Genomic DNA, 21,621 nt, shown 5'->3' on the forward strand with positions numbered 1-21,621 from the left:
CTACCCTTCCCCAGCCGCCGCAGCTCCAGTCCCTTGAGCGGGAGCCGCTACGACCCCCGAAGCGGGCTGGGTCTCGGCGGGAGCCGGATCGTTGACCGTGACGTTCGCCGCATCCGGGTTGCCTCCCGCACCGTCGATGGGCAACGAAGCGGCTTCATCGGGCTGAGGCGACTCGGGCGGTTGCCGCACGGGCATTCCGCGCAGCAACGGCAGCTCGTCCCCCTTGACGGAGGTGGGCGCACCCACCACCTCTCCGGTCGCGAGCAGCAAGAAGGCAGGGTATGGGTTAGGCACCATGCCCAGGTCGGTTGCTCGAAAAGCCAGCGACGCCGAGCTGCCAATACTCTCGATCTGCGACTTAAGCGCGGCAGACTCGTATGTCAGTTGGGTGGCTTCACGACGCAGGGTCTCCAGCTCACGCGATTGGGCACCGATTGATGTGGTGACAATGGCTACTGCGCCAAGCCCGATGCCGATCACGGTGAGGATGATCAGCACGAAGCCGACGGTGGACACCCGCGCACGGGGAACAATTACGCTCATGCTTTCTCCCTGATCCGTTTTGCGATTCTGAGCCGGGCGGAGGCCGCCCGGGAGTTGTTCGACGTCTCGTCCACCGTCGGCCGCTCAGCGCCCCGAGTCTCGAGGACGAACTGAGCGCGGAGGTGGTCGGGCACCACTGGAATGTTCTGTGGTGCGCGGTCGCTGGCCGCGGCCGCGAAAGCCCGCTTGACCAGCCGATCCTCCAGCGAGTGGTAGCTGAGTACAGCCACCCGACCGTGCAGCCGCAACCTGTCCAGGGATGTGGGCAGCACTTTCTCCAGGGCTTCGAGCTCCCGGTTCACCTCGATCCGGAGCGCCTGGAAAGTACGCTTCGCGGGGTGCCCCCCGCTGTGCCTCGCAGCAGCCGGGAGGGCGGATTGGATCACTTCAACCAGCCGGCCGGAGTTCTCGAATGGGCGCTGCGCGACGATAGCTCGGGCGATCCTGTCGGCGTACCTCTCCTCGCCGTACCGCGTGAGGATTCGGGCCAGCTCTCCCACCGAATAGGTGTTCAGCACATCAGCAGCTGTGAGCGGATCCTCCTGATTCATCCGCATGTCGAGCGGCGCGTCGAAGCGATAGGCGAAGCCACGCCCGGCCCGGTCGATCTGCAGCGAGCTGAGCCCCAGATCCAACAGGATTGCATCGACCTCAGGTATGCCCAGTGAATCCAGCACGTCCGGCAGCTCGTCGTAAACGGCGTGCACCAGAGTGATTCGTGGCTCGTATTCCGCCAGGCGTTCCCGAGCTACCGCCAGCGCGTCGGTGTCACGGTCGATCCCGATCAGTCTGGCGTGCGGGTTGCGTGCCAGCACCGCGCGGGCGTGCCCACCCAACCCGAGCGTGCCGTCCACGTAAATAGCCCCGGGGGCGCCCAGGGAGCCGGAAAGGACATCGACGATCCGCTCCAGCAGCACAGGTACATGCACATCAGCCATCAATACCCTCCTCAAACTCCTATGTTGTTCGCCACCTGGTCCCCTCCTGGTGAGCCACCTGACTACGGGGAAGAAAGTCAGGGGACCCGCCAGGAGGGGACCGGGTGGCGACCTATAACGGCACCATGAACTCCTCGTCCAGGTCGGCGAAGCCCGCTTCGCTGGCTTCGGAGTACTGCTCCCAGGCCGCTAGATCCCAAATCTCGGCCCGGTTGCCCGCGCCGATCACCACCACGTCCCGATCGAGCCCTGCGTACTTACGCAGGATCGGGGGGATGGTGATCCGGCCCTGCTTGTCCGGCACCTCGAAGCTGGCCCCGGCCGCGAGCATGCGCTGGTAGTCGCGCACCTGCTTGACCGTGGTCGGCGCTGAAGCTACGGGGGCCATCAACTCCTCGAATGCCTTCGCCGTGTAGATCGCGAGAGCCCGCTCCTGAATGCGGGTCACCACGAGCCCCTCGGCGAACGCGTCGCGGAACTTGGCGGGAAGAATGATCCGCCCCTTGTCATCGAGCTTCGGCAGGTAAGTACCGAGAAACACGGGGCGCACCTCCCTCCGCCACAGATCACCACACCTCACTCCATTTCGCCCCACTTTACCCCACTTTCCACCACTTTCTCTTCATCGGCGAGTCGCGAGCCCCTCGCGGACGCGGCCGCAGCTGCGGCCGAGGCAGGAATTGTTTGCCCGAGTCAGTAGGCTGGGCCTGCCCAACATCGGAAGGAGGCTCGGCGCCGTGGTGGATTCGAGAGTCGGGGAGATACTTCGTCTGGCCGAAGCGATCTCCAGCGAGATGGATCGCGTCATCGAGGGAAAGCGACGCCAGGTCCGCACGGCCGTGACCGTGCTACTCGCCGGCGGCCACCTACTGCTCGAGGATGTACCCGGAGTTGGAAAGACCGTGTTGGCTAAGGCCTTGGGCCGGTCCATCTCGGGCAGCTTCAAACGCATCCAGTTCACCCCGGACCTCCTGCCCTCGGACATCACAGGGGTATCCGTCTTCAACCAGAACACTCGCGAGTTCGAGTTCAAGCCCGGTGGGATCTTCGCCAACATCGTGTTGGGCGACGAGATCAACCGCGCGTCCCCCAAGACGCAATCCGCGCTGCTGGAAGCGATGGCCGAGCGTCAGGTGTCCGCCGATGGCCGCACCTACCGGCTCGCCCAACCGTTCATGGTCATCGCAACCCAGAATCCCATCGAGATGGAAGGCACCTTCCCACTACCCGAGGCCCAACGCGATCGCTTCATGGCGCGCATCTCCATGGGCTACCCGGGGGAAACCGCGGAGAGCCGAATGCTCCTGGCTCGCGCGGACGGGGACCGGCTCGGCCAGGTTCGTGCGGTTACCTCGGTCGAGGAGATCAACCAAGCGATGCGCTCGCTTGAGCTGGTCTACGTTTCTCCCGCTATCGCCGACTACATCGTCCAGCTGTGCTCCGCCACTCGGGCGCACCCCAGCCTGCGGCTGGGAGCCAGCCCGAGGGCATCGCTCCATTTGATGCAAGTTGCTCGCGTGGTTGCCGCTCTGGCCGGCCGCGACTATGTGATCCCCGAGGACGCCACCATGCTTGCAGTCGAGGTTCTCGCCCACCGAGTGCTGCCCACGGTGGACACGCATGTCGCCGGACGAAGCCCAGAGCATGTGATCAGCGAAATCGTCAACACCGTGTCGGCCCCCCGAGGAGGATAGGTGAGCATCCGCTTCACCTCACGCGGCACTTCCCTGCTGGTCGGCGGAGCCCTGTTCGTCCTGTCCGGGCTCTACCTCGGAGAGCGGGATTTCTTAGCCGTCGGGCTTGTTTTGGTGTTCCTACCGGTCATCGCTTTGCTGCTGACCTTTCTGCTGCGCAAGGTGCATTTCCAGCGCATCATGAGTTCCACCCAGGTGTGCATAAACGAGCCCCTGTCCTACGACCTCCAGATCACCAAGCCCGGCCTAGGATCGATTTGCACGGCGGTGATCACTGATGTCCCCCACCCACCGCTACGTGGAGGCGGAACGCTACGAGTCAACCAGCTCAGGCCCTGGAGTGAGGTGCTAGACACATTCAGGCTACGCAGTTCGATTCGCGGCAGGTTCAGACTTGCAGCTCCCATCGTCGAAGTGCTCTCTCCACTGAACCTAGCCGCCAGAAGCATTCGTGCGCTGGGCGAGGAGAACACGCTGCGGGTGGCTCCCCGGGTGTGGCCCCTGCCCGCGCTCGCTGCCGGCGGCCCGCCCAGGGTTGGGGCCGCCGGGACCGGGAAAACAGGTTTAACGGGCGACCCGGATGTGCTGGTACGCGAACACCGCGAGGGCGACGGGATGCGCAAGGTGCACTGGCGGCTCAGCGCGAAGCGTGACGAGTTGATGGTTCGCCTTGACGACGCCCCGCTGCAGCCCTCCTCCACCGTGCTGCTCGACCTGCGCCGCTCGGCTCATCTGGGAAACGGGGCCTCGTCGAGCATGGAGTGGTCCATATCCGCGAGTACCAGCATCGGACTAAGGCTGCTGAGCGAGAAACACCGGCTGAGGATCCTCGGCGGTTCCGGCCTGATTTTCTCCTCCTCCGACGCTCGCGGCGATCAACACCACCAGTTACTGGAGACCGCGATCGATCTGCAAGCCGACGACGGGCAGCGGCTCTCCGATATGGCCGGCCACCTGACCCCGCTGCCGAGCACTTCCCGGCTCATCGCCTGCACGGGACTACTGTCAGTCGACGACGCGGAGTTCCTGGCGACCATCGGTGAGCGTCTGACCGCCCCGGTCCTCTTCGCCCCGGACCCTGGGCAGTGGGGCTCGGACATTCCAGCACACCGATCCGCGCTGGATTCCCTCAGGCTGCACGGTTGGCTCTGTCACACCCACGGGACACTGGAAACGGTACCCAGCGTATTGCAAGCCCTCACTCACAAAGGGAAATGGCGATGACTGAAACCCGCCCAGGCACCTGGGCCTCACCGATACTCGCCGTCGGAACGGCCGTCGGGCTCCTCCCGCTGGCTGACTTCTTCTCCGGCCGTTTCGGCTTGTCTTTGTTCCTCCCTTCCCTGGGCCTGGCCTTGGCCGCAGTTTTTCTCTCTTTCTTCCGGCTATTCAGAAACAGATGGATATTCCTCCTCGAAACGCTGGCCGCACTTGGCATCGTGGTTTTTCTCGGGGCGACGCAGTTGCCTGGCGACGACTACCTTTCGGCTTGGCTCACGGGCGTCCAGAGTGGACTGGATCAGATATCGAGGAACACCACCCCGATCACCGTCACCCCAGCCGTCGGCTTCCTCGCCCTGGTGGGTTCGCTGGTGCTCTACCTATTCGCGGAGTTCCTCTCCCGGGTTCTGGGACAAACTGTCTGGTCCTTTGCTCCGCTGTTGCTGGGTGCCGTCGTCGCTTCCCTGGTGAACGAAGAATCCCTCTGGCTGAGTGCCTACGGCTTGCCGTTGGCCGCGTACGTCGTCGCCCTGTACTGTTCGTCCGGCTTACCCTCCTTCCCCAGCGGATTGAGGAACAGGAATGATATCCGGTCGATGCTCGGAGCCCTGGGTGCGCTGCTCATCTTGCTGGCCACGTTGCTTCCGGCGACCCTTTTCGCAAAGGTGCTCCCCGTCAACGATCACCCCCCCTTCCAGGGCGACTCCCCCAGCTCGATCCAGCTCGGCGACCCGACGATCAACCTCACCGAGAATCTGAAGCGCCCGCAAGAGCAGCGGGTGCTCACGTACAGCAGCTCGACCGGGGAACCCATATACCTGCGGACGGTGGCCCTACCTGACCTGACCAACGACGGCGCTCGCCTCATACCGATGCAGCTGCGTAACTTTGGTCTGGCCGGCGCCTATGACTTCCCCGGGGAGGAGGTGGAGGTCAACGTTCAGATGGACTTCGATTCGGATTATTTGCCTGTCCCCTTCGCCGTGGATTCCTTCTCCGCCGAGGGCAAATGGAGTTTCGACCCGATCACCCTCTCCGTCATCGCCTCCGGCGTTGAGGGCAGCAAGCAGGGGCGGAACCTCAACTACACCGCCCACAGCCACGTGCCCAGGGTTTCCCCGGAGCAATTGCGCACAGCAGTCGCCGGCACCGATGTGGAACAGATCACCACGGTGGCGCCGCAGATGAGCCCGGAAGTGAAGGCACTAGCTAGCTCCGTCGTTGAGGGCGCCGTGTCCGATGGTGACAAGGCCCTGAGAATCGAGTCCTTCCTCCGCGAAGATGGCTTCCGGTATACGTTCGACGCCCCCGACTCCACCTCGCTGGACGCTATCTCGTCCTTCCTGCTCGAAGACCGGGCCGGATACTGCATCCACTTCTCCTCGGCGATGGTGGCTATGGCCCGCTTGGAAGGCATTCCTGCGCGCATGGCGGTGGGATTCAACGGGGGAACCAGGAAACCGGACGGTAGCTTCCTCGTCACTACCCACAACATGCACGCCTGGCCGGAGCTCTACTTCGACGGCCTAGGCTGGGTACCATTCGAGCCCACCCCAGGCGACGGCGGCTTCGCTCCACCCGCCAGCAATCCCTCCGACGCCCCGAACACGACGGACCCGGTGCCCACTCCGTCGTCGCCTGCCTCGCCCAGCCCCTCCGCGCAGCCCAGCACGGCACCGGCTTCCCCGGCACCCGCCAGCCAACCCACTACGGCTAAGACGGAGCAGGCTGCGTGGCTCGGCATACTGCTGTGGCTCCTGCTCGGGCTGGCGGTCACCACAGTGCTGTCCGCGTTGCCCAGCGCCGTGCGCACCGGACAACGACGGTGGCGGCTCCGCCCCGCCCAACCTCCGTCCGAGGCCGCGCGAAACGCCTGGCAGGAGGTGGTCGCAACGCTCGCCGACATCGGGATCTCCCTGCCTGCCGGATCCCCCGGGCCAGCCGCGCGCGAACTGGGCGAGCACCTGCCCGGCTACGACACCCTCATGGCGATTGCTGACATCGTGGAACGCTCCTTCTTCGCCCGCGACAGCGTCGATACCGAGCGCCTCCCTCAGCTCGTGCGACTCTTCCGATCCGAGGTTTTGCACGACGCCCCCGCACGGTACCTCTGGCTGCCTCGATCGCTTTGGCGCAGTAGGAGCAGCAGTTGACGGACCCGACTAGAATCCTAAGCAGACCCCCAACTCTAGGAGACCCCATGGCGCTATCTGAAGAGGAGCGGAAGCTTCTGGAGCAGCTTGAGGCCTCGCTCAAGGCGGAAGACCCGAAATTCGCGGAAACGTTGAGCGGGCGCGGCCAGGTGCGAATCCATCGGCGTCGGGCAGCCTTCGCCGGCGTCGGATTCCTGGTCGGCCTGGTGGCGCTGTTGTTCGGTTTCCAACTTTTCTGGGGAATCAGCGTCTTGGGGTTTGGCATCATGCTTGCGGCGTGCATCGTCGGCATCGGTTCCTGGCAGCGAGTGACAGACGGCGGGGAGCAGCGCCCAAAGAAGCAGCCCTCCCCCAGCGGCTCGGGCAGCAAGGAGTTCATGGACAGGTTGGAGGAACGCTGGCGCAAACGCCAGGGGGACTTCTAGGCCCTGTTCGAAAGTTATTCCGGGCTGCGCAGGGTCGGATAAGAGATCCTTCACCGTCTTGGCCCACACTTCCGGCGCGGGGTGCGGCCGCCGGGCCGCCGCCTCCTCGCCTGCTCCGCCGCCCGGAGCAGGCCCGCCGCTTGCTTGGCCGACGCGCGGGCCGAGTCTGCGCCGGGCCTAAGAAGCCCAATACCTACCGGAGTCGAGCCCCACCCCAGTAGAGCCCCTGCTCAGTAAACGCAACTGCAAAGGCCCTCCCTGATCAACCGGCAAGCCCCCAGGTGTTCTAGACTGCTCGCCATGATCGTCGTCGCGGGCCGCACCCTGGCCGGCATGGCCGCCGCAGCCCGGCTGGCCCGGCTCGGTCATGCGGTCGGGCTCTCCGGCGCGGAGCAGGGCCAGGAACTGCTGAACCACTTCGAGTTGCCAGCTGCTTGGCGCGACCTGTTTAAGAAGTCCGGCCAGCCGCTCGTCGGGGCCCTGAACTCCCGCCACCTCAGCCTGGAGCCCGCGCCACCTACCACCTATCTGCTCCCGGACGGGCTGCGTCTGACGCTACCCGACGACCGCGCAGGCCAGTTCTACGCCATCCGGGACGCACTGGGTGGCGCGCCGGCCGAAGCCTGGCGCGACCTCCTCGACGACCTGGACGACGTCTGGAGCGCATTGCGTCGCTTTGGGCTCGAATCTCCAAGGCGTCCGGCGACCGGTGCCGAGTTGCGGGCGCTGTGGCTGGATCGTACCTTGCCCGATGTCGCCGACCGCGCAGGCAGACTGGCTCCGATCATCCTCGCAGAAGGCCCACTAGCCGGCACTGACTCGCCCACTGTTCCCGGCCTGCTCGCGGTGCGGCAGGTTATCGTGCGCACCTTCGGCCGCCACCGACTGGTCCACTCTGGAACAACCGCCGAGGCCAACTCCCTGGTTGAGTTGCTGCGCAACCGATTGGAACTCCGTGGGGTCTGTTCCTCCGATGATCCACCCACACTGGACGCCCGGCCCCGCCTCCCCCGCCGGCTGTGGCGCCGCCCCCGCGCCGCGCTGGTGCCCGAAGTCACCGAAGGCGACCCGGGCCCGGCCGCCGAGATCGTCGACCTCACCGGCCCGCTGCCTCTGCGCACCATCCGCGGCGAACACCGCACCCAAGTGGTGGACTACAGCGCTGCGCGCCCCGACCTCAGCGCTGGCATCGCCCCCGACGACGTCCAACGCTGGTTGGCACGCCAAATCCCCGGCGCGTGCCTCGCATCCGCTAGTTGCCTGGCCGGCGGGGAACCCTGGGCTCAGCTGCTGAGCGCCGCGCTGGCGGTCTACGAACTGCACGAGCAGTTGACCGGGCAGGACTGCCGGCCGACGAACCGCTCCTTCCAGCTGCCCAGGCTGGCGCGCGCCGACCAGGGCTAGAGTCTGCTACGAAAGCGCTGTCGGAGCGAGGATGCTCTGAGCAGGACGAGATGGGCGCTCGGCCTCTGCCTCCTACTGGGTATCAAGATGCTGAGAGTTTGGGAGTCGCCCGATCCGGTGCGCCGCAGCCCGGCATGCTCTTTGCAACAGGCGCTAGACCGCGCTGCGATCCTCGCGAGTCACCGCCCACCAGACGAGCAGCCCGACGACAAGCGCCAGCAGAACCAGTGCCACGACGTCAGGCACTCCTCCGACGAGGCTGCGCAGCCAGCCCTCCAGCTCCAACTGCTGAGTGGCGTCGAGCAGCCCGCCAAGGGAACCCGTGGCGTCGGAGAACAGGAAAAGCCCGCCCAGCGCGACGAACAGCGCACCTGCCACGATGGACCACACCGACGTCGTGATCGGTCCCAGTTGCAGCGGTTTGGGCCGTAGCCGCTCCCCGATGCGTCCCGCGTCCCACACCAGGGCCAGCAGCGCCAGCGGCAGAGTCATGCCCGCGCCGAAAAGCGCAAAAAGCAGCGCCCCGTAGAGGCTGGATCCGCTGGCCGCGACGAAGGTGAAAAGAGCACCCAACAGCGGGCCGGTGCAGGCCCCGGCAAGACCGTAGACTGCGCCGAGGGCAAACACCGCCACCGGGCTGGAACCACCTTTCGCGCTCAGCCCGGGCACCGGCAGCGAGAAGCCGCAGGCGGTGGCCACGCCGAGCACGATCAGCACGATGCCGCCCGCCAGGGCCAAGGTCTCCCGGTGGGCACCGAGCAGCGCACCAACCGTCCCCGCCGCCAACCCCAGCGGGACGAGCGTGGCCAGCAAACCCAGGTAGAAGATGCCAACCCGGCCTAGGAGGGTTGCCGTGCGCTGACCAAACGCGAGCGCGAAGAAGCTCGGCAGCAGCATCGCCGCGCACGGACTGAACAGCGCGACGGCACCCCCCAGGAAAGCCAACGCGTAGCCGACGCTCACCTGCCCGCCTTGGCCAGCTCTTCTTGGATCACCTGCACGAAAACTTCTGCGGGTTGAGCGCCGGAGATGTACTGGCCACCAACGACGAAGGCCGGGACGCTCTGGATACCGATCTGCTGCGCTTCCACTGTCTCGGCTTGCACCGCGGCCTTGAGCTCCTCACCGTCTATGTCTGCCGCGAAGAGATCCAAGTCGGCAACCCCAACCTGCTGCGCCACCTGAAGCGCAAGATCGCGACTGACCGGTGGGTGTCCGCTGTTGGGCAGCGCGATGAACAACGTCTCCATGAACTCGAACTGCTTGCCCTGTCGCCCGGCAGCACGCGCTGCTGCGGCTGCGAACACTGAGTCATCGCCGAAGACCGCGAAGTCGCGGAATTCGAACCGTACCTGGCCGGAGTCGATGAAGCTGCGCAGCTTCGGCAAGGTTTGCTCGCTGAATGCGGAGCAGAACGGGCAGCGGAAGTCAGCCCACTCCGTGATGACCACGGGGGCGTCAACAGCACCCAAGGCGGCCGGATCGTCGGCCTTGCGTCTGGGCAGCGCCAATAGTGCCCGTTCCTGGTCGCTTCGCTCCGTGGGTTGCTGCTTCGCCGACGGCGCGACAGACGTTGTGCCCGCGGCCGACTTCTCGCCGCCGGCCTGCTGCGCGGAGGCCGATTTGGGGGGCGCGGACTCCGCGGCTGACTGGCCCTGCTGGCCCAGCATCGCGATACTGCCCAGCACCAGCACAGCGAGTACCGCGCCCAGGATGATCTGCATCGGCTGAATCTTGTTCTTCACCTACAACGCCTCATGACTCGACTCCAGTTTCGGTGGGCTAGAATATCCTGCCACGCCCAAAAGCAGTGAGGATTCCATTGACTACTTCGCGCGAAGCGCTCGAACAAGAGATCGCGATCGAACAAGCCCATGTCGATAAAGTCTATGCAAACCTCGACGTGGCCACCTCCAGCGCCAAGGAGCTGGCCCGCCAGGGCCGGGAGATCTTCGTCACCGACCGCGCTGATTTCCTGAGGGAAGAGAACGGAACCGCGCTGTTCGAGCGTGACGCGTTCGCGTTCCAAGCTGCGCGCCGGCTCGCGGTGCTGGACGCGGAGCACGAGGGATTGGTATTCGGCAGGATCGATCTGACCGACGACGAGGTGCGCTACATCGGGCGCATCGGCGTGCGCGACGACGAGTACGAGCCCCTGGTGATCGACTGGCGCGCCCCCGCCGCAGAGCCGTTCTACCGCGCCACCCAAATTTCTCCCATGAACGTGATCCGTCGTCGCGTGCTGCGCTGCCGAGACGAACGAGTGCTCGGCATCGAAGACGACCTGCTAGATCCGAACGCTGAACGTCAGCTGCCCATCTTTGGCGAAGGCGCGCTGATGGCTGCGGTGACTCGCGCACGCGGACGCCAGATGCGTGACATCGTGTCCACTATCCAGGCCGAGCAGGATGAGGCGATTCGCGCGCCCTACCGCGGCGTCACCGTGATCGCGGGCGGCCCAGGCACCGGGAAGACTGTCGTAGCCCTGCACCGCGCCGCCTACCTGCTCTACACCAACCGTGCGCGGCTTGAGCGCGGCGGGGTGCTCGTCGTCGGACCCAGCAATGTGTTCATGAACTACATTGAACGGGTGCTGCCCAGCCTCGGCGAGGACTCGGTGACGCTCAAGTCGATCGGCTCGGTGGCCACGGATGTGCTGGGCATGACCAGTGAACGCCTCGACGACTCACTGGCCGCCACGTGCAAGGGCTCCTGGCTGATGGCGAAGGTGCTGCGCCGGCTGGTTCGGCTGCCGCTGGGCGAGCTGCCCCGGTTGCGTGTATCGGTCAAGGGAGAGATCCTGAGCCTAAGCAGGGAGGAGCTCAGCGCCATCCGCGACGCGGTGCTCGCCGCCCAGCGCTTCAATCTCGCCCGCCGGCAGGCCACCAACATGGTTGTGGAGGCGCTCGTCGCGAAACTGCCCGAGGACGTCGAAGTCGACGACGCGAACGTGCCGGAGCTGATCCGCGAACAGCGTCAGCTGAGCGACTTCATGGACGCCTGGTGGCCGACCTTGAGCGCGCACACCGTGCTGGCCCGACTCGCCGACCCAGCCGTCGTGCGGGAGGTGGCGCCCGAACTGAGCGACGACGAGCGTATGGCCTTGGCAAAGTCCTACGCCTGGCTAACCGACCTTGAAGTGGAGGAATTGCCCCGCGGCTGGTCGGTGGCGGATGTCGCGCTGCTCGACGAGTTGGTGGGTCTGCTCGGGCCGGAGCCGGAGGAGATCGACGACCCGCTCGCCTATCTGGAGGCCGCAGGCGTCGAAGAGCTGGTTGGTCTGGGCGACCGGTTCGCCCGCACTAAGATGGCGGATCCGGACGACGAGCCGCAGCGCACCTTCGCCCATCTGCTGATCGATGAGGCCCAGGACATCACGCCGATGCAGTGGCGGATGCTGCGCCGCCGGGGGCCGCAGGCTTCGTGGACCATCGTCGGCGACCCGGCACAATCCTCGTTCCCCAAGCCGGAGGAGACCGAGCGAGCGTTGAAGGAGATCATCGGCAGGGGCGCGCATCGCCGCTTCGTGCTGAGCACCAACTACCGCTCCCCCTCCGAGGTGTTTGACCTAGCGGCCAAGGTGATCGTCCGAGTGCACCCCGACGCGCTCCTGCCCAAGGCAGTGCGTTCGACGGGGGTTGAACCGCGCCTGATCCAGGTGAGCGCCGACGGGTTGCAAATCAAGCTCCGCGACGAGGTGATCGCCATGGCCGGTCAGGTCACCGGCACGATCGGAATCATCGTCGCACCCTCCCGGCTCGCCGACATGACCCGATTCGTGTTGTCAGATCCTCGGCTGTCCGCATTCGAAAGCCGGCTCGTCGTCGTCACCGCGCTGCAGGCCAAGGGTCTGGAGTACGACGGGGTGGCCGTCGTGGGCCCGGATGAGATCGTAGCCGAGGCCCCGGGTGCCGAGCGGGTGCTGTACGTGGCGCTCACCCGCGCGACTCAGCGGATGGTGGCCATCGACATCGACTCCGCCCGCTGGCGTCAGTTCCTCTGACCGCGCACCGCCGCCAGCACCTCGCGGGTCGCCTTGGCGCGATTCTGGGTGAAGAACTGCAGCCCGGGCGCACCGCCGTCGAGCAGGATCCGGCACATGTCTTTCGCATGGCTGATGCCAATCGAGCGCACGTCCGCCGGGTCGGCCGCACGCAGGCCTGCCACGAAGTCCGCAGGCAACGGGGCTCCGGAGAGCGCCTCGAAACGTTCGATCTGCCGGATGGCGGTGAGCGGCATGAGCCCGGCGATGATGGGAATGCCACAGCCCAGCGACTGCATCCGGTTGACGAGGGCGAAGTAGTCCGCCGTGTCGAAGAACAGCTGGGTGATGGCGTAGTCCGCTCCTGCTGCGACCTTGTCAAGCAGGATCCGAGCATCCAGGTCTGCGTCGTTGGTCTCGGGGTGCGGGCTGACGAAGGCAGCCACTCCGACGCAGAAGTCGCCCTCGCTCTTCACGAATTCGACGAGTTCGGTTGCGTTGCGCAACCCGTCCGGGTGCGGCCTCCATCGGCCCCCGCCGGGCATGTCGCCGCGCACGGCCAGGATGTTGCGCACCCCTACCTCCCGGTAGAGCGCCAGCGCGTTCGCCACGTCGGATTTCGACTGGTCGACGCAGGTCAGGTGGCCGACCGTCATCGGGTTGCCTATCCGTGCGATCTCCCGGGTGGCCTCCATCGTACGGTCACGCCTGGAACCGTTGGCGCCGTAGGTGATGGAGACGAAGTCGGGAGCCAGCGGAGCGAGCGCCGCGACGGTATTCAGCAGCCTCGGAACCTCCTCCGCCGTTCGCGGCGGGAAAAACTCGAAGGAGAAAAGAGGTTTGCCTTGGCTGAGCAGCTCAGCAACGGTTAGCCCTGCGGGAGAAAGCATGAGGGCTAGGATAGACGCGAAGGCGGATCTGGTGGCTAGTCTTGATCCATGCTTCGAGACTTTGACCCGGACGATCCCCTGGCGCACGAATTCCGCACCAAGGTGGAGGGCGCCATCGCGCATTTTCTGAACCAGCAGCGTCCGCTCATGCAGGAGGTGGGCACCTCCGCGCTCCTCGAGGTTGCGCTGGGTTACGCGTTGGGCGGCAAGCGGCTGCGTCCGGCCTTTTGTTACTGGGCGCACGAAGCAGTCGGCGGAGAACCAAGCGAGCGAGAGGCGGTGCTACAAGTCGCGGCCTCGCTGGACGTGCTGCATATCTCGGCGCTGGTTCACGACGACCTGATCGACGCAGCCGACACCCGCCGCGGCCTACCCGCCGCGCACAAGCGTTTCGAGATGCTCCATGTCGAGCGGGGCGGCCGGGGAAGCATCCAGGAATTCGGGGCAGCCGCCGCGGTGCTGCTGGGCGACATGCTGCTGATGTGGAGCGCGGAGATGTTCGACACCGCAGGAGCCACCAATCTGGAGGCGGCCCGGCCGGAGCTCAGCCGGATGCGTTCCGAGGTGACGGCTGGGCAGTTCCTCGACATCTCCGCCGCCTTCGACGTCGCGGACTACCCGGACCCGCTCGTGGTGGCGGAGAAGGTACTTGAGTACAAGTCGGCGAGCTATTCGATGCGGCGCCCCTCGACGATCGGCGCCCGATTGGCCGGTGCCGACGACGCGGCGCTCGCCCGGCTGGCCAGCTTCGGTTCGCACGTGGGACACGCGTTCCAGCTGCGCGACGACCTGCTGGGCGTGTGGGGCGACGAAAGCCTCACCGGGAAGCCGACGGGCGGCGATCTGCGCGAGGGCAAGGCGACCGTGTTGGTGCTCACCGCGCTGAACCGGGCCGATGCCACGGCTGCCGCCCGTCTCAGGGAGGTGTTGGGCGCGAAGGACGCCCGCGAGCGCGACATCGTGGCCGCGGCGGAGATCATCGAGGCCACCGGGGCGCGAGCCAGTGTCGAAGGCTTGATCGAGGATCACCTGTCCCAGGGCCTTGAGGCGCTGCACTCGGGTGGCTTCTCCGCCGCAGGCACCGCGGCCCTCACCCGCCTGGCAGAGCTGAGCGTGCGCCGTGCGTACTGAGAGTCTTGTGGGGCTCACCTCCCAGGAGGTGGCCGAGCGCGTCGAGCGTGGCGAAGTGAACACGCTCCCACCCCGCTCGGGACGAACCGTGTCCGGTATCGTGAAGGCCAACGTCTTCACCCGCGTGAACCTCATCCTCGCGGTGCTTTTTCTGTGCGTGCTGACGACAGGCCAGCTGTTGCAGGGGATGTTCGCGATGCTCATCATCGCGAACTCCATCATCGGCATCATCCAGGAGCTGCGGGCCAAGCGCACGCTGGACAGGCTGGCCGTGGTCGGCGAGGCCCGACCCGAGGTGATCCGCGACGGGGTGCGCACCTCGATCTTGCGCGACGAGGTGGTGCTGGGCGACCTGATCATCCTCGCACCCGGCGGGCAGATCGTCGTGGATGGTGAGGTGGTAACCGCCCAGTATCTCGAAGTTGATGAATCGCTGCTGACGGGCGAGGCTGACCCCATCGCCAAGGTCCCCGGCGACGAGGTGATGTCCGGGGCATTCGTAGTTTCCGGCTCGGGCGTTTACCGGGCGACGAAGGTGGGAGCCGACGCCTACGCGGCGCAGATCACGGCGCAGGCCGCGAAGTTCACCCTCGTGTCCTCGGAACTGCGTCAGGGAATCGACCAGATCCTGAAATACGTCTCCTGGCTGCTGATCCCGGTGGGCGTGCTGTCCATCTGGGTGCAGTTCGCCCAACCAGGCACCACTTGGCAGCAGGCGGTGCTCGGCATGACGGCGTCCCTGGTTCCGATGGTGCCGGAGGGTCTGGTTTTGCTGACCGCCATGGCGTTCGCCTTGGGCGTCATCCGGTTGGGCAAACGGAATGTGCTGGTGCAGGAGCTGCCTGCGATCGAGGGGCTGGCCCGCGTGGACGTGGTGTGCGCCGACAAGACTGGCACCCTGACCCAGAACGCCATGACGCTCGGCGAGATCCTCCCGGTGGTGGGTGACGAGGCCGGGGCTCGCGCGGTGTTGGCGCAGCTCGTCGCCGCAGACGATACGCCGAACGCTTCGATGCAGGCCATCGCGCTGGGCGTGGAGCCCGCCTCCGACCCGTGGCAGGTCACCGCGCGGGCCCCGTTCACGTCGGCGAAGAAGTGGTCCGGCGTCAGTTTTGGCGACCGGAACATCGTGCTGGGCGCTCCGGATGTCTTGGCCGAGGGGCAGGTCGCGTCGCAGGCGGAAGAGGTCGGGTCGACCGGCCGACGGGTGCTGCTCCTGGGCAGCGCCGAACTGCCTGTAGACTCCGCCGACGCACCCGGCCGGGTGGCTCCGCTGGCGCTGGTGGTGCTGGATCAGTTGGTTCGCCCCGACGCCGCCGACACGCTCGCCTACTTCCAGGACCAGCGTGTTCGGCTGAAAGTGATCTCGGGCGACAACGCGGCCTCGGTTGGTGCGGTCACCCGGTCCCTGGGCGTGGATCTTGGCGAGGTGGTGGATGCCCGCACCCTGCCCGAGCCTAGTGAGGCGTTCACCGAGCGGGTCGAGAACGCGGGCGTCTTCGGTCGGGTCACGCCGGAGCAGAAGCGCCAGATGGTGTCGGCCCTGCAGTCCCGCGGGCACAACGTCGCGATGACCGGCGACGGAGTCAACGACGTGTTGGCGCTGAAGGACGCCGACCTCGGCGTGGCGATGGGTTCGGGGGCCGCAGCCACCCGAAGCGTGGCGCAGCTGGTGCTCCTCGACGACAAGTTCGCGCAGCTGCCGCACGTCGTGGCCGAGGGGCGCCGGGTGATCGGCAACATCGAGCGCGTCGCGAAACTGTTCCTCACCAAGACCATCTACTCGGTGACCCTGGCCCTGATCTTTGGCCTCGTGGCGGTGCCGTTCCCGTTTCAGCCGCTGCACGTCACCGTCGTGGGCTGGTTCACCATCGGTATCCCAGCTTTCCTCCTGAGCCTTGCGCCGAACAAGGAACTCGCCCGTCCGGGCTTCGTTTCGCGCACACTCTCGCTGGCGGTGCCCGCCGGCGTCGCTGTGGCGGCGGCTACGATCGTCGCCTACCTGTGGGCACGTGGTCTGGGCGAGGTGCCGATGGATCTGCAATTGCAGGCCTCCACTGCCGCGCTGACGACGATGATCATCGTCGCGACGTGGGTACTGTCCGTGGTCGCTCGCCCGTACCGGCTGTGGCGGCTGGCGCTCGTTGCTTTCGCCTACGCCTTCTACGGCGTGCTGATCCATTGGCCGGTGACGGCCAGCATCCTCAACCTAGACACCGCCAACTGGCACACGATGCTGGTGGCCTACGTGGCGGGCGCAGTCGGGGTGGGCGTCGTGGAGTTGATCTGGTGGCTGCGCTCCTGGTTGACGGGCGAGCCCGCGCGGCTGCTTCCGGAGCGCGAGGCCTGAGCCTGGCGCGCGGGTCGCGCTGGGTCGGGCGCGAGGGGCCCAACACATCCCTGGGCGTCTTCGCCCCAGCAGCGTTTCCGAGACAGGTCCTAACCCGCCGCGGTTGGCAGGTCGTATTGGGCGACGGTGGGCCCGTTTTCTGCGTCCGGGAAGCCGGCGGCCTTCACCAGCACGTAGTGGCTGTGGTCGGGTTGCTCGACGAGCGCGACGTCGACGGGCCCGTACCCACCCTGATAGGAGACGGCTTCCACCGCCTCGGCGCAACTGGTCACCTGGTTGGTCTCTAGCGCCGTCGGGGTCAGCGTCGCGGCCAGCAGTTTGCGCACCCGGTTCCCGCTTTCCGCTTCCGCGCTCGTCGACATCTCCTGAATGAACATATGCAGCCCCTGCCACGCCCAGGGCGGGAGTTTCAGCGACTGCTCCCCTTGGGCGAACACGATGAAACACCAGTCGGTCCTGGGGTCGCTCGCGCCCCTGTTGGTACCGCGTTGTTGATTTTCCCGCTGGTCGGACACCCCGGCGAAGAGGACGGTGCGTTCCTGGTCGCAGTACACCTTGCCGAAGTCGAGTTCGGTCAGCGAGGCGGTATCTCCCGGGAGCCATTCTTGGTAGGCCTTGTGGAAGCCGTCGCGCAGCACGGCCGAGACGTCCGTCAGCAGGTCAAGAGCCGCTTCCGCCAGCAGGTCGGAGGCGAAGCCCTTCAGCCACTCCGTGACCGCCGGGTTGCTGATCACCGCGCCGAGTTGGCAGCCGGCCAGCCCGGGCGCGATCAGCGCGGCCGCCGTGGCCCGGATGAGGTTTCTCCGATCAAAATACGGTGTTGCTTGCATGCCAAGACGCTAGCCTGGCCGGCGCCGGGCCGCCGTAAACAGATACTTCCGGGCCGCGCGCCACCCGGTCACCACCCTACGCGGGGACGGCAAACGGGTGGGGCTCACCGCCCCACCCGTTCAGCTGGTCGTCGCGATCAGCCCTGCTCGAGAACGGCCTTGGCCGCCGCGAACCGCGCAATCGGCACCCGGAACGGGGAGCAGGACACGTAGTCGAGGCCGACACCGTTGAAGAACTCGATCGACGCGGGGTCACCGCCGTGCTCTCCACACACACCGGTCTTGAGGTCGGGCTTCGTGTTCCGGCCCTTGGCCACTCCCATCTCGACGAGCTGCCCCACGCCGTCGACGTCGATCGACTCGAACGGATTCTGCTCAAGCACGTGATCGATCACGTACTGGGCCAGGAAGCCGTTCTCGGCGTCGTCTCGGGAGATGCCGACACCGGTCTGGGTGAGGTCGTTGGTGCCGAAGCTGAAGAAGTCGGCGGACTGAGCGATCTGATCGGCAGTGAGCGCCGCGCGCGGCAACTCGATCATCGTGCCGATCTTGACCTCAAGGCCTGAGTCCCCGACTTCCTCCGCCACCGCACGCTCGACGATGGCGCGCTGCACCTCGAGTTCCTGCTTGAGCGCCACCAGCGGGATCATGATCTCGACCCCCACGGTCTCGCCCTCGCGCTCCTTAACGGCCAGCGCCGCACGGATGATGGCGCGGGTCTGCATCTCCGGGATCTCCGGGTAGAGCATCGCGAGACGACAGCCGCGGGTGCCGAGCATCGGGTTCTGCTCGTGCAGCCGCTTCACCTGGGCGAGGGTCTGCCGTGCGGCGGCGAGTTCTTCCGCGTCGGCCCCCGTGAGTTCCAGGCGCTGAACCAGCAGCGACTGCTCCACCAGGTTGGGCAGGAACTCGTGCAGCGGCGGATCCAGCAGGCGCACCGTCACCGGAAGCCCCTTCATCGCAGTGAAGATGCCCTCGAAGTCGGCCTGCTGCATCGGCAGGATCTCGGTCAGTGCATCGGCGCGCGCCTCGGGGGTCTCCGCCAGGATCATGCGCCGCACCGCGGGCAGCCGGTCGGCGGCCATGAACATGTGCTCCGTGCGGCACAGTCCGATGCCCTCCGCGCCCAGCTCGCGCGCCTTCGAGGCGTCCTCGAAGTTGTCCGCGTTGGCCCGCACGCCCAGGCGGCGCACCTCGTCGGCCCACTCCACGACACGCTCGAAGTCCTCGTTGATCTGCGGAGGGATCAGCTCCAGCGCTTCGCCGTAGACCTCGCCGCTGGTGCCGTCGAGCGTGATCACGTCGCCTTCGGCGTAGACGTGCTCGCCGATGGTGAGTTTTTTGCCGACCGCATCAATGCGGATCCCGGCGGCTCCGGCGACGCACGGCTTACCCATGCCCCTGGCGACCACCGCGGCGTGCGAGGTCATTCCGCCGTGGGCCGTGAGGATTCCCTGGGCCACGATGACGCCGTGGATGTCATCCGGCGTGGTCTCGTAGCGCACCAGCACGACGGGTTCGCCGCGCCCGCCGCGCTCCGCCGCGGTGTCGGCGTCGAAGACAACCTCACCGACGGCGGCACCGGGTGAGGCGGGCAGGCCCTTGGCCACCGGTCGCTTGCCGTGCTTCGGATCGATCGCGGGATGCAGCAGCTGGTCCAGCTGCCTGGGTTCGATGCGGCGCAGAGCCTCGGACTTGTCGATCAGGCCCTCGTCGACGAGATCGGAGGCCACCTTGAGCGCGGCGGCAGCGGTGCGCTTGCCGTTTCGGGTCTGCAGCAGGAAGAGCTTGCCGTCTTCGACAGTGAACTCGATGTCTTGCATGTCGCGGTAGTGCTGCTCCAGGCGCTCCATCGTCGCGATGAGCTGATCGTAGGCTTCCGGCAGCACCTCGAGCATCTCCTCGAGCGGGCGAGGAGTGCGGATGCCCGCGACGACATCCTCGCCCTGGGCGTTCACGAGGAACTCGCCGTAGAGTTCCTTCCCGCCGGTGGACGGGTTGCGGGTGAAGCAGACTCCGGTCGCCGACGTCTCACCGCGGTTGCCGAAGACCATCTGCTGCACGTTGACTGCGGTACCGAGGTCTGCGGAGATGTTGTTGGCGCGACGGTAGACCTCGGCTCGCGGGTTGAGCCAGGACTTGAAGACAGCGTTCACCGCGCGGTGCAGCTGCTCGCGGGGGTCGGAGGTCCATTCCCCGCCCAGGTGGTCAACCGAGATCTCCTTGAAGGTGGCCACCAACTCCTTGAGGTCGTCGGCGCTCAGGTCGGTGTCTTGTTCCACGCCCTTGGCGAGCTTGAGCTCGGTGAGCGCATCCTCGTACGCGTGCGACGGAACGCCCTCGACGACCTCACCGTACATCTGGATGAAGCGACGGTAGCAATCCCAGGCGAAGCGCTCGTTGCCCGACTCCTGCGCCACCGCCACCACCGACTCATCGGACATGCCGAGATTCAAGATGGTGTCCATCATGCCGGGCATCGAGAAGACCGCGCCGGAACGGACCGAAACCAGCAGCGGGTTGACGCTAGCTCCGAGCTTCTTACCGGTGCGCTCCTCCAAGCGAGCCAGGCCTTGGTCGACCTCTTCGGCCAGCCCTTCCGGCCACTCGCCGCCGAGGCGCATGGTTTCGACACACGCAGTAGTGGACACGGTGAACAGATCCGGGACAGGAATGCCGATGCGGTGCATTTCCGCAACGTTGGCGCCCTTGCCGCCGAGAAGGGATTTCATGCCGGCGTTTCCGTCGGCAAGATCGTAGATGTAGCGCTTGTCGCTCATATGGTCAAGACTCCTTTGACTCGACTCGGGGGCTGACCGTAGCCCCCGATGTCTCAACACTACTCAGCCCAGAGTTCACCTCAGCACAGGGGCCGCCAAATGCTTGGAAACGCTAACTAAATCGCGTCCGGCCGGCACATCACCCCAGGGGGTGTGCGCAGGCTTGCGCCGAATTTCATGGCTCGGGTGGCCACCAGGTCGACGATTCGGCTGGCGTTTTCCTCCAGCGCCACTCCCGTGGTGTTGACCACTGGGCAGCCGAGCACCCGCATGGTTTCGCCCACCTCGTCCAGTTCGTCATAGATCTTTGCCAGGTCGGCGTATCCGTCGCGATTGCCGAATCCGCCCATGCCCTTCACCCGCTGATTTCGGATTTGTTGAAGTCGGTCGGCGTCCATGGTCAGACCAACAATCCGCCAGCGATCAACGGTGAACAGTTCCTCCGGGGGGGTGATCCCTGGAACGAGCGGGACGTTTGCGGCTTTGAATCCCAAATAGCCCAGGAAGATCGAAAGTGGCGTCTTGCCCGCCCGCGAGGGCCCGACGAGAACGATGTCCGCTTCACGTAGCGCCTGAGGGATGGAACCATCGTCGTTGCGCACCGCGAAGTCGATTGCGGTGACCCTCGTGAAATAGTCAGCCTCCACCCCTACCGGGCGCCGCAGCACCGCCGCGGCCTCGGTCCCGGACGCCTGTTCCAGCGCGGAGACCGTGTCGGTCATGAGGTCCGAGTGGGGCACCGAATACTGCGCGCAGAACCGCTCAACGGTCTCGGCCATCTCGCGCTTGACGAGCGTGTAGAGAATCGCGATGGGGCGAACGAGCTCCAAAGTGGCCAGCACCCGCTGGATCTGTTCGGCCGAGCCCATCCGCCGATGACGAATGATGACGAACTCCCGTCCGGGAAACTGGGCGACGGCGGCCCGAGCTATCCGGGCGGCGGACTCCCCCGTGGAGTCCGCGAAGATATGGATTTCCAGCGGCGTTGCGGTCATATGCGCAGTCTACTGAGCCCACGGGAGAGTGAGACTGGGACGCCAGCTTAACCGCTGGCGCCCCAGTCATACTTCATCTTCCGGTCTTGGGCAGCCCCGGCCTGGGCCTCATCGGCTTGGGCTCGCTCGGCTTCGGCTCGCTCGGCTTCGGCTCGCTCGGCTTCGGCTCGCTCGGCTTCGGCTCGCTCGGCTTCGGCTCGCTCGGCTTGGGCTCGCTCGGCTTGGGCTCGCTCGGCTTCGGCTCGCTCGGCTTGGGCTCGCTCGGCTTGGGCTCGCTCGGCTTCG

Annotated in this window: 18 protein-coding genes; 9 read left to right on the forward strand and 9 right to left on the reverse strand. The window is 66.2% G+C overall.

Going from position 1 to position 21,621, the window contains the following annotated elements:
- The 3 genes from EII42_RS02895 to mraZ all read right to left on the reverse strand — a co-directional run bounded on the left by EII42_RS02895 (nucleotide 1) and on the right by mraZ (nucleotide 2,022).
- The gene (locus EII42_RS02895) at nucleotides 1-543 is read right to left on the reverse strand and encodes a hypothetical protein (protein ID WP_125170607.1); all 543 of its coding nucleotides are present in this window, start codon (nucleotides 541-543) and stop codon (nucleotides 1-3) included.
- On the reverse strand, nucleotides 540-1,481 hold the full coding sequence (rsmH, locus tag EII42_RS02900; RefSeq protein ID WP_125170608.1) for a 16S rRNA (cytosine(1402)-N(4))-methyltransferase RsmH: 942 nt from the start codon (nucleotides 1,479-1,481) through the stop codon (nucleotides 540-542). The genes EII42_RS02895 and rsmH overlap by 4 nt, the downstream gene beginning before the upstream one ends.
- Before the next feature lie 112 nt (nucleotides 1,482-1,593).
- Complete coding sequence (mraZ, locus tag EII42_RS02905) at nucleotides 1,594-2,022, reverse strand: division/cell wall cluster transcriptional repressor MraZ (protein WP_125170609.1); 429 nt, start codon at nucleotides 2,020-2,022, stop codon at nucleotides 1,594-1,596.
- Nucleotides 2,023-2,275: 253 nt separating this feature from the next.
- Here mraZ and EII42_RS02910 point away from each other — a divergent pair, with 253 nt between their 5' ends.
- From EII42_RS02910 to EII42_RS02930, 5 genes are all read left to right on the forward strand, one after another.
- The gene (locus EII42_RS02910) at nucleotides 2,276-3,175 is read left to right on the forward strand and encodes a MoxR family ATPase (RefSeq protein WP_125170636.1); all 900 of its coding nucleotides are present in this window, start codon (nucleotides 2,276-2,278) and stop codon (nucleotides 3,173-3,175) included.
- On the forward strand, nucleotides 3,176-4,399 hold the full coding sequence (locus tag EII42_RS02915; protein ID WP_125170610.1) for a DUF58 domain-containing protein: 1,224 nt from the start codon (nucleotides 3,176-3,178) through the stop codon (nucleotides 4,397-4,399).
- Nucleotides 4,396-6,549 carry a transglutaminaseTgpA domain-containing protein gene (locus EII42_RS02920; RefSeq protein ID WP_158676375.1) on the forward strand — a complete coding sequence of 718 codons (2,154 nt, stop codon included), beginning with the start codon at nucleotides 4,396-4,398 and terminating at the stop codon, nucleotides 6,547-6,549. The genes EII42_RS02915 and EII42_RS02920 overlap by 4 nt, the downstream gene beginning before the upstream one ends.
- Before the next feature lie 47 nt (nucleotides 6,550-6,596).
- The gene (locus EII42_RS02925; protein WP_125170612.1) at nucleotides 6,597-6,974 is read left to right on the forward strand and encodes a DUF3040 domain-containing protein; all 378 of its coding nucleotides are present in this window, start codon (nucleotides 6,597-6,599) and stop codon (nucleotides 6,972-6,974) included.
- 300 nt (nucleotides 6,975-7,274) lie between these two features.
- Nucleotides 7,275-8,378 (forward strand): hypothetical protein, encoded by a 1,104-nt coding sequence (locus EII42_RS02930; RefSeq protein WP_125170613.1) that lies wholly within the window; start codon nucleotides 7,275-7,277, stop codon nucleotides 8,376-8,378.
- Nucleotides 8,379-8,531: 153 nt separating this feature from the next.
- On the opposite strand, the gene EII42_RS02935 is transcribed toward EII42_RS02930, so the two are convergent.
- Complete coding sequence (locus tag EII42_RS02935) at nucleotides 8,532-9,341, reverse strand: cytochrome c biogenesis CcdA family protein (RefSeq protein WP_125170614.1); 810 nt, start codon at nucleotides 9,339-9,341, stop codon at nucleotides 8,532-8,534.
- Complete coding sequence (locus EII42_RS02940; protein WP_125170615.1) at nucleotides 9,338-10,123, reverse strand: thioredoxin domain-containing protein; 786 nt, start codon at nucleotides 10,121-10,123, stop codon at nucleotides 9,338-9,340. The genes EII42_RS02935 and EII42_RS02940 overlap by 4 nt, the downstream gene beginning before the upstream one ends.
- Before the next feature lie 77 nt (nucleotides 10,124-10,200).
- Here EII42_RS02940 and EII42_RS02945 point away from each other — a divergent pair, with 77 nt between their 5' ends.
- Nucleotides 10,201-12,381: a UvrD-helicase domain-containing protein gene (locus tag EII42_RS02945; protein ID WP_125170616.1), complete on the forward strand. Its 2,181-nt coding sequence runs from the start codon at nucleotides 10,201-10,203 to the stop codon at nucleotides 12,379-12,381.
- Here the strand turns inward: EII42_RS02945 and EII42_RS02950 are convergent.
- The gene (locus tag EII42_RS02950; protein ID WP_125170617.1) at nucleotides 12,369-13,250 is read right to left on the reverse strand and encodes a methylenetetrahydrofolate reductase; all 882 of its coding nucleotides are present in this window, start codon (nucleotides 13,248-13,250) and stop codon (nucleotides 12,369-12,371) included. The genes EII42_RS02945 and EII42_RS02950 overlap by 13 nt on opposite strands.
- Nucleotides 13,251-13,298: 48 nt before the next feature.
- Here EII42_RS02950 and EII42_RS02955 point away from each other — a divergent pair, with 48 nt between their 5' ends.
- On the forward strand, nucleotides 13,299-14,381 hold the full coding sequence (locus tag EII42_RS02955; RefSeq protein WP_125170618.1) for a polyprenyl synthetase family protein: 1,083 nt from the start codon (nucleotides 13,299-13,301) through the stop codon (nucleotides 14,379-14,381).
- On the forward strand, nucleotides 14,371-16,731 hold the full coding sequence (locus tag EII42_RS02960; RefSeq protein WP_125170619.1) for an HAD-IC family P-type ATPase: 2,361 nt from the start codon (nucleotides 14,371-14,373) through the stop codon (nucleotides 16,729-16,731). Before EII42_RS02955 ends, EII42_RS02960 begins: the two co-directional genes overlap by 11 nt.
- Before the next feature lie 89 nt (nucleotides 16,732-16,820).
- Here the strand turns inward: EII42_RS02960 and EII42_RS02965 are convergent, their stop codons facing one another.
- The 3 genes from EII42_RS02965 to EII42_RS02975 all read right to left on the reverse strand — a co-directional run bounded on the left by EII42_RS02965 (nucleotide 16,821) and on the right by EII42_RS02975 (nucleotide 21,336).
- The gene (locus tag EII42_RS02965) at nucleotides 16,821-17,561 is read right to left on the reverse strand and encodes a hypothetical protein (protein ID WP_125170620.1); all 741 of its coding nucleotides are present in this window, start codon (nucleotides 17,559-17,561) and stop codon (nucleotides 16,821-16,823) included.
- A 137-nt stretch (nucleotides 17,562-17,698) separates the two neighbouring features.
- A complete protein-coding gene (gene ppdK, locus EII42_RS02970; protein WP_125170621.1) occupies nucleotides 17,699-20,341 on the reverse strand; it encodes a pyruvate, phosphate dikinase in 2,643 nt (880 codons plus the stop codon).
- A gap of 116 nt (nucleotides 20,342-20,457) precedes the next feature.
- Nucleotides 20,458-21,336 (reverse strand): pyruvate, water dikinase regulatory protein, encoded by an 879-nt coding sequence (locus EII42_RS02975; RefSeq protein WP_125170622.1) that lies wholly within the window; start codon nucleotides 21,334-21,336, stop codon nucleotides 20,458-20,460.
- An 86-nt stretch (nucleotides 21,337-21,422) separates the two neighbouring features.
- Here EII42_RS02975 and EII42_RS13260 point away from each other — a divergent pair.
- Nucleotides 21,423-21,621: hypothetical protein (locus EII42_RS13260; RefSeq protein ID WP_199729781.1), on the forward strand; the 199-nt coding region annotated here is incomplete at its 3' end.

This window comes from Tessaracoccus sp. OH4464_COT-324, from assembly GCF_003932855.1.
Taxonomy (GTDB): Bacteria; Actinomycetota; Actinomycetes; order Propionibacteriales; family Propionibacteriaceae; genus Arachnia.

Excerpts from the sequence above, each read along its gene's own strand:
- EII42_RS02895 (WP_125170607.1), bottom strand. The coding sequence starts at position 543 with ATGAGCGTAATTGTTCCCCGTGCGCGGGTGTCCACCGTCGGCTTCGTG.
- rsmH (WP_125170608.1), bottom strand. The coding sequence starts at position 1,481 with ATGGCTGATGTGCATGTACCTGTGCTGCTGGAGCGGATCGTCGATGTC.
- EII42_RS02910 (WP_125170636.1), top strand. The coding sequence starts at position 2,276 with ATGGATCGCGTCATCGAGGGAAAGCGACGCCAGGTCCGCACGGCCGTG.
- EII42_RS02920 (WP_158676375.1), top strand. The coding sequence starts at position 4,396 with ATGACTGAAACCCGCCCAGGCACCTGGGCCTCACCGATACTCGCCGTC.
- EII42_RS02925 (WP_125170612.1), top strand. The coding sequence starts at position 6,597 with ATGGCGCTATCTGAAGAGGAGCGGAAGCTTCTGGAGCAGCTTGAGGCC.
- EII42_RS02930 (WP_125170613.1), top strand. The coding sequence starts at position 7,275 with ATGATCGTCGTCGCGGGCCGCACCCTGGCCGGCATGGCCGCCGCAGCC.
- EII42_RS02950 (WP_125170617.1), bottom strand. The coding sequence starts at position 13,250 with ATGCTTTCTCCCGCAGGGCTAACCGTTGCTGAGCTGCTCAGCCAAGGC.
- EII42_RS02955 (WP_125170618.1), top strand. The coding sequence starts at position 13,299 with ATGCTTCGAGACTTTGACCCGGACGATCCCCTGGCGCACGAATTCCGC.
- EII42_RS02965 (WP_125170620.1), bottom strand. The coding sequence starts at position 17,561 with ATGCAAGCAACACCGTATTTTGATCGGAGAAACCTCATCCGGGCCACG.
- ppdK (WP_125170621.1), bottom strand. The coding sequence starts at position 20,341 with ATGAGCGACAAGCGCTACATCTACGATCTTGCCGACGGAAACGCCGGC.
- EII42_RS02975 (WP_125170622.1), bottom strand. The coding sequence starts at position 21,336 with ATGACCGCAACGCCGCTGGAAATCCATATCTTCGCGGACTCCACGGGG.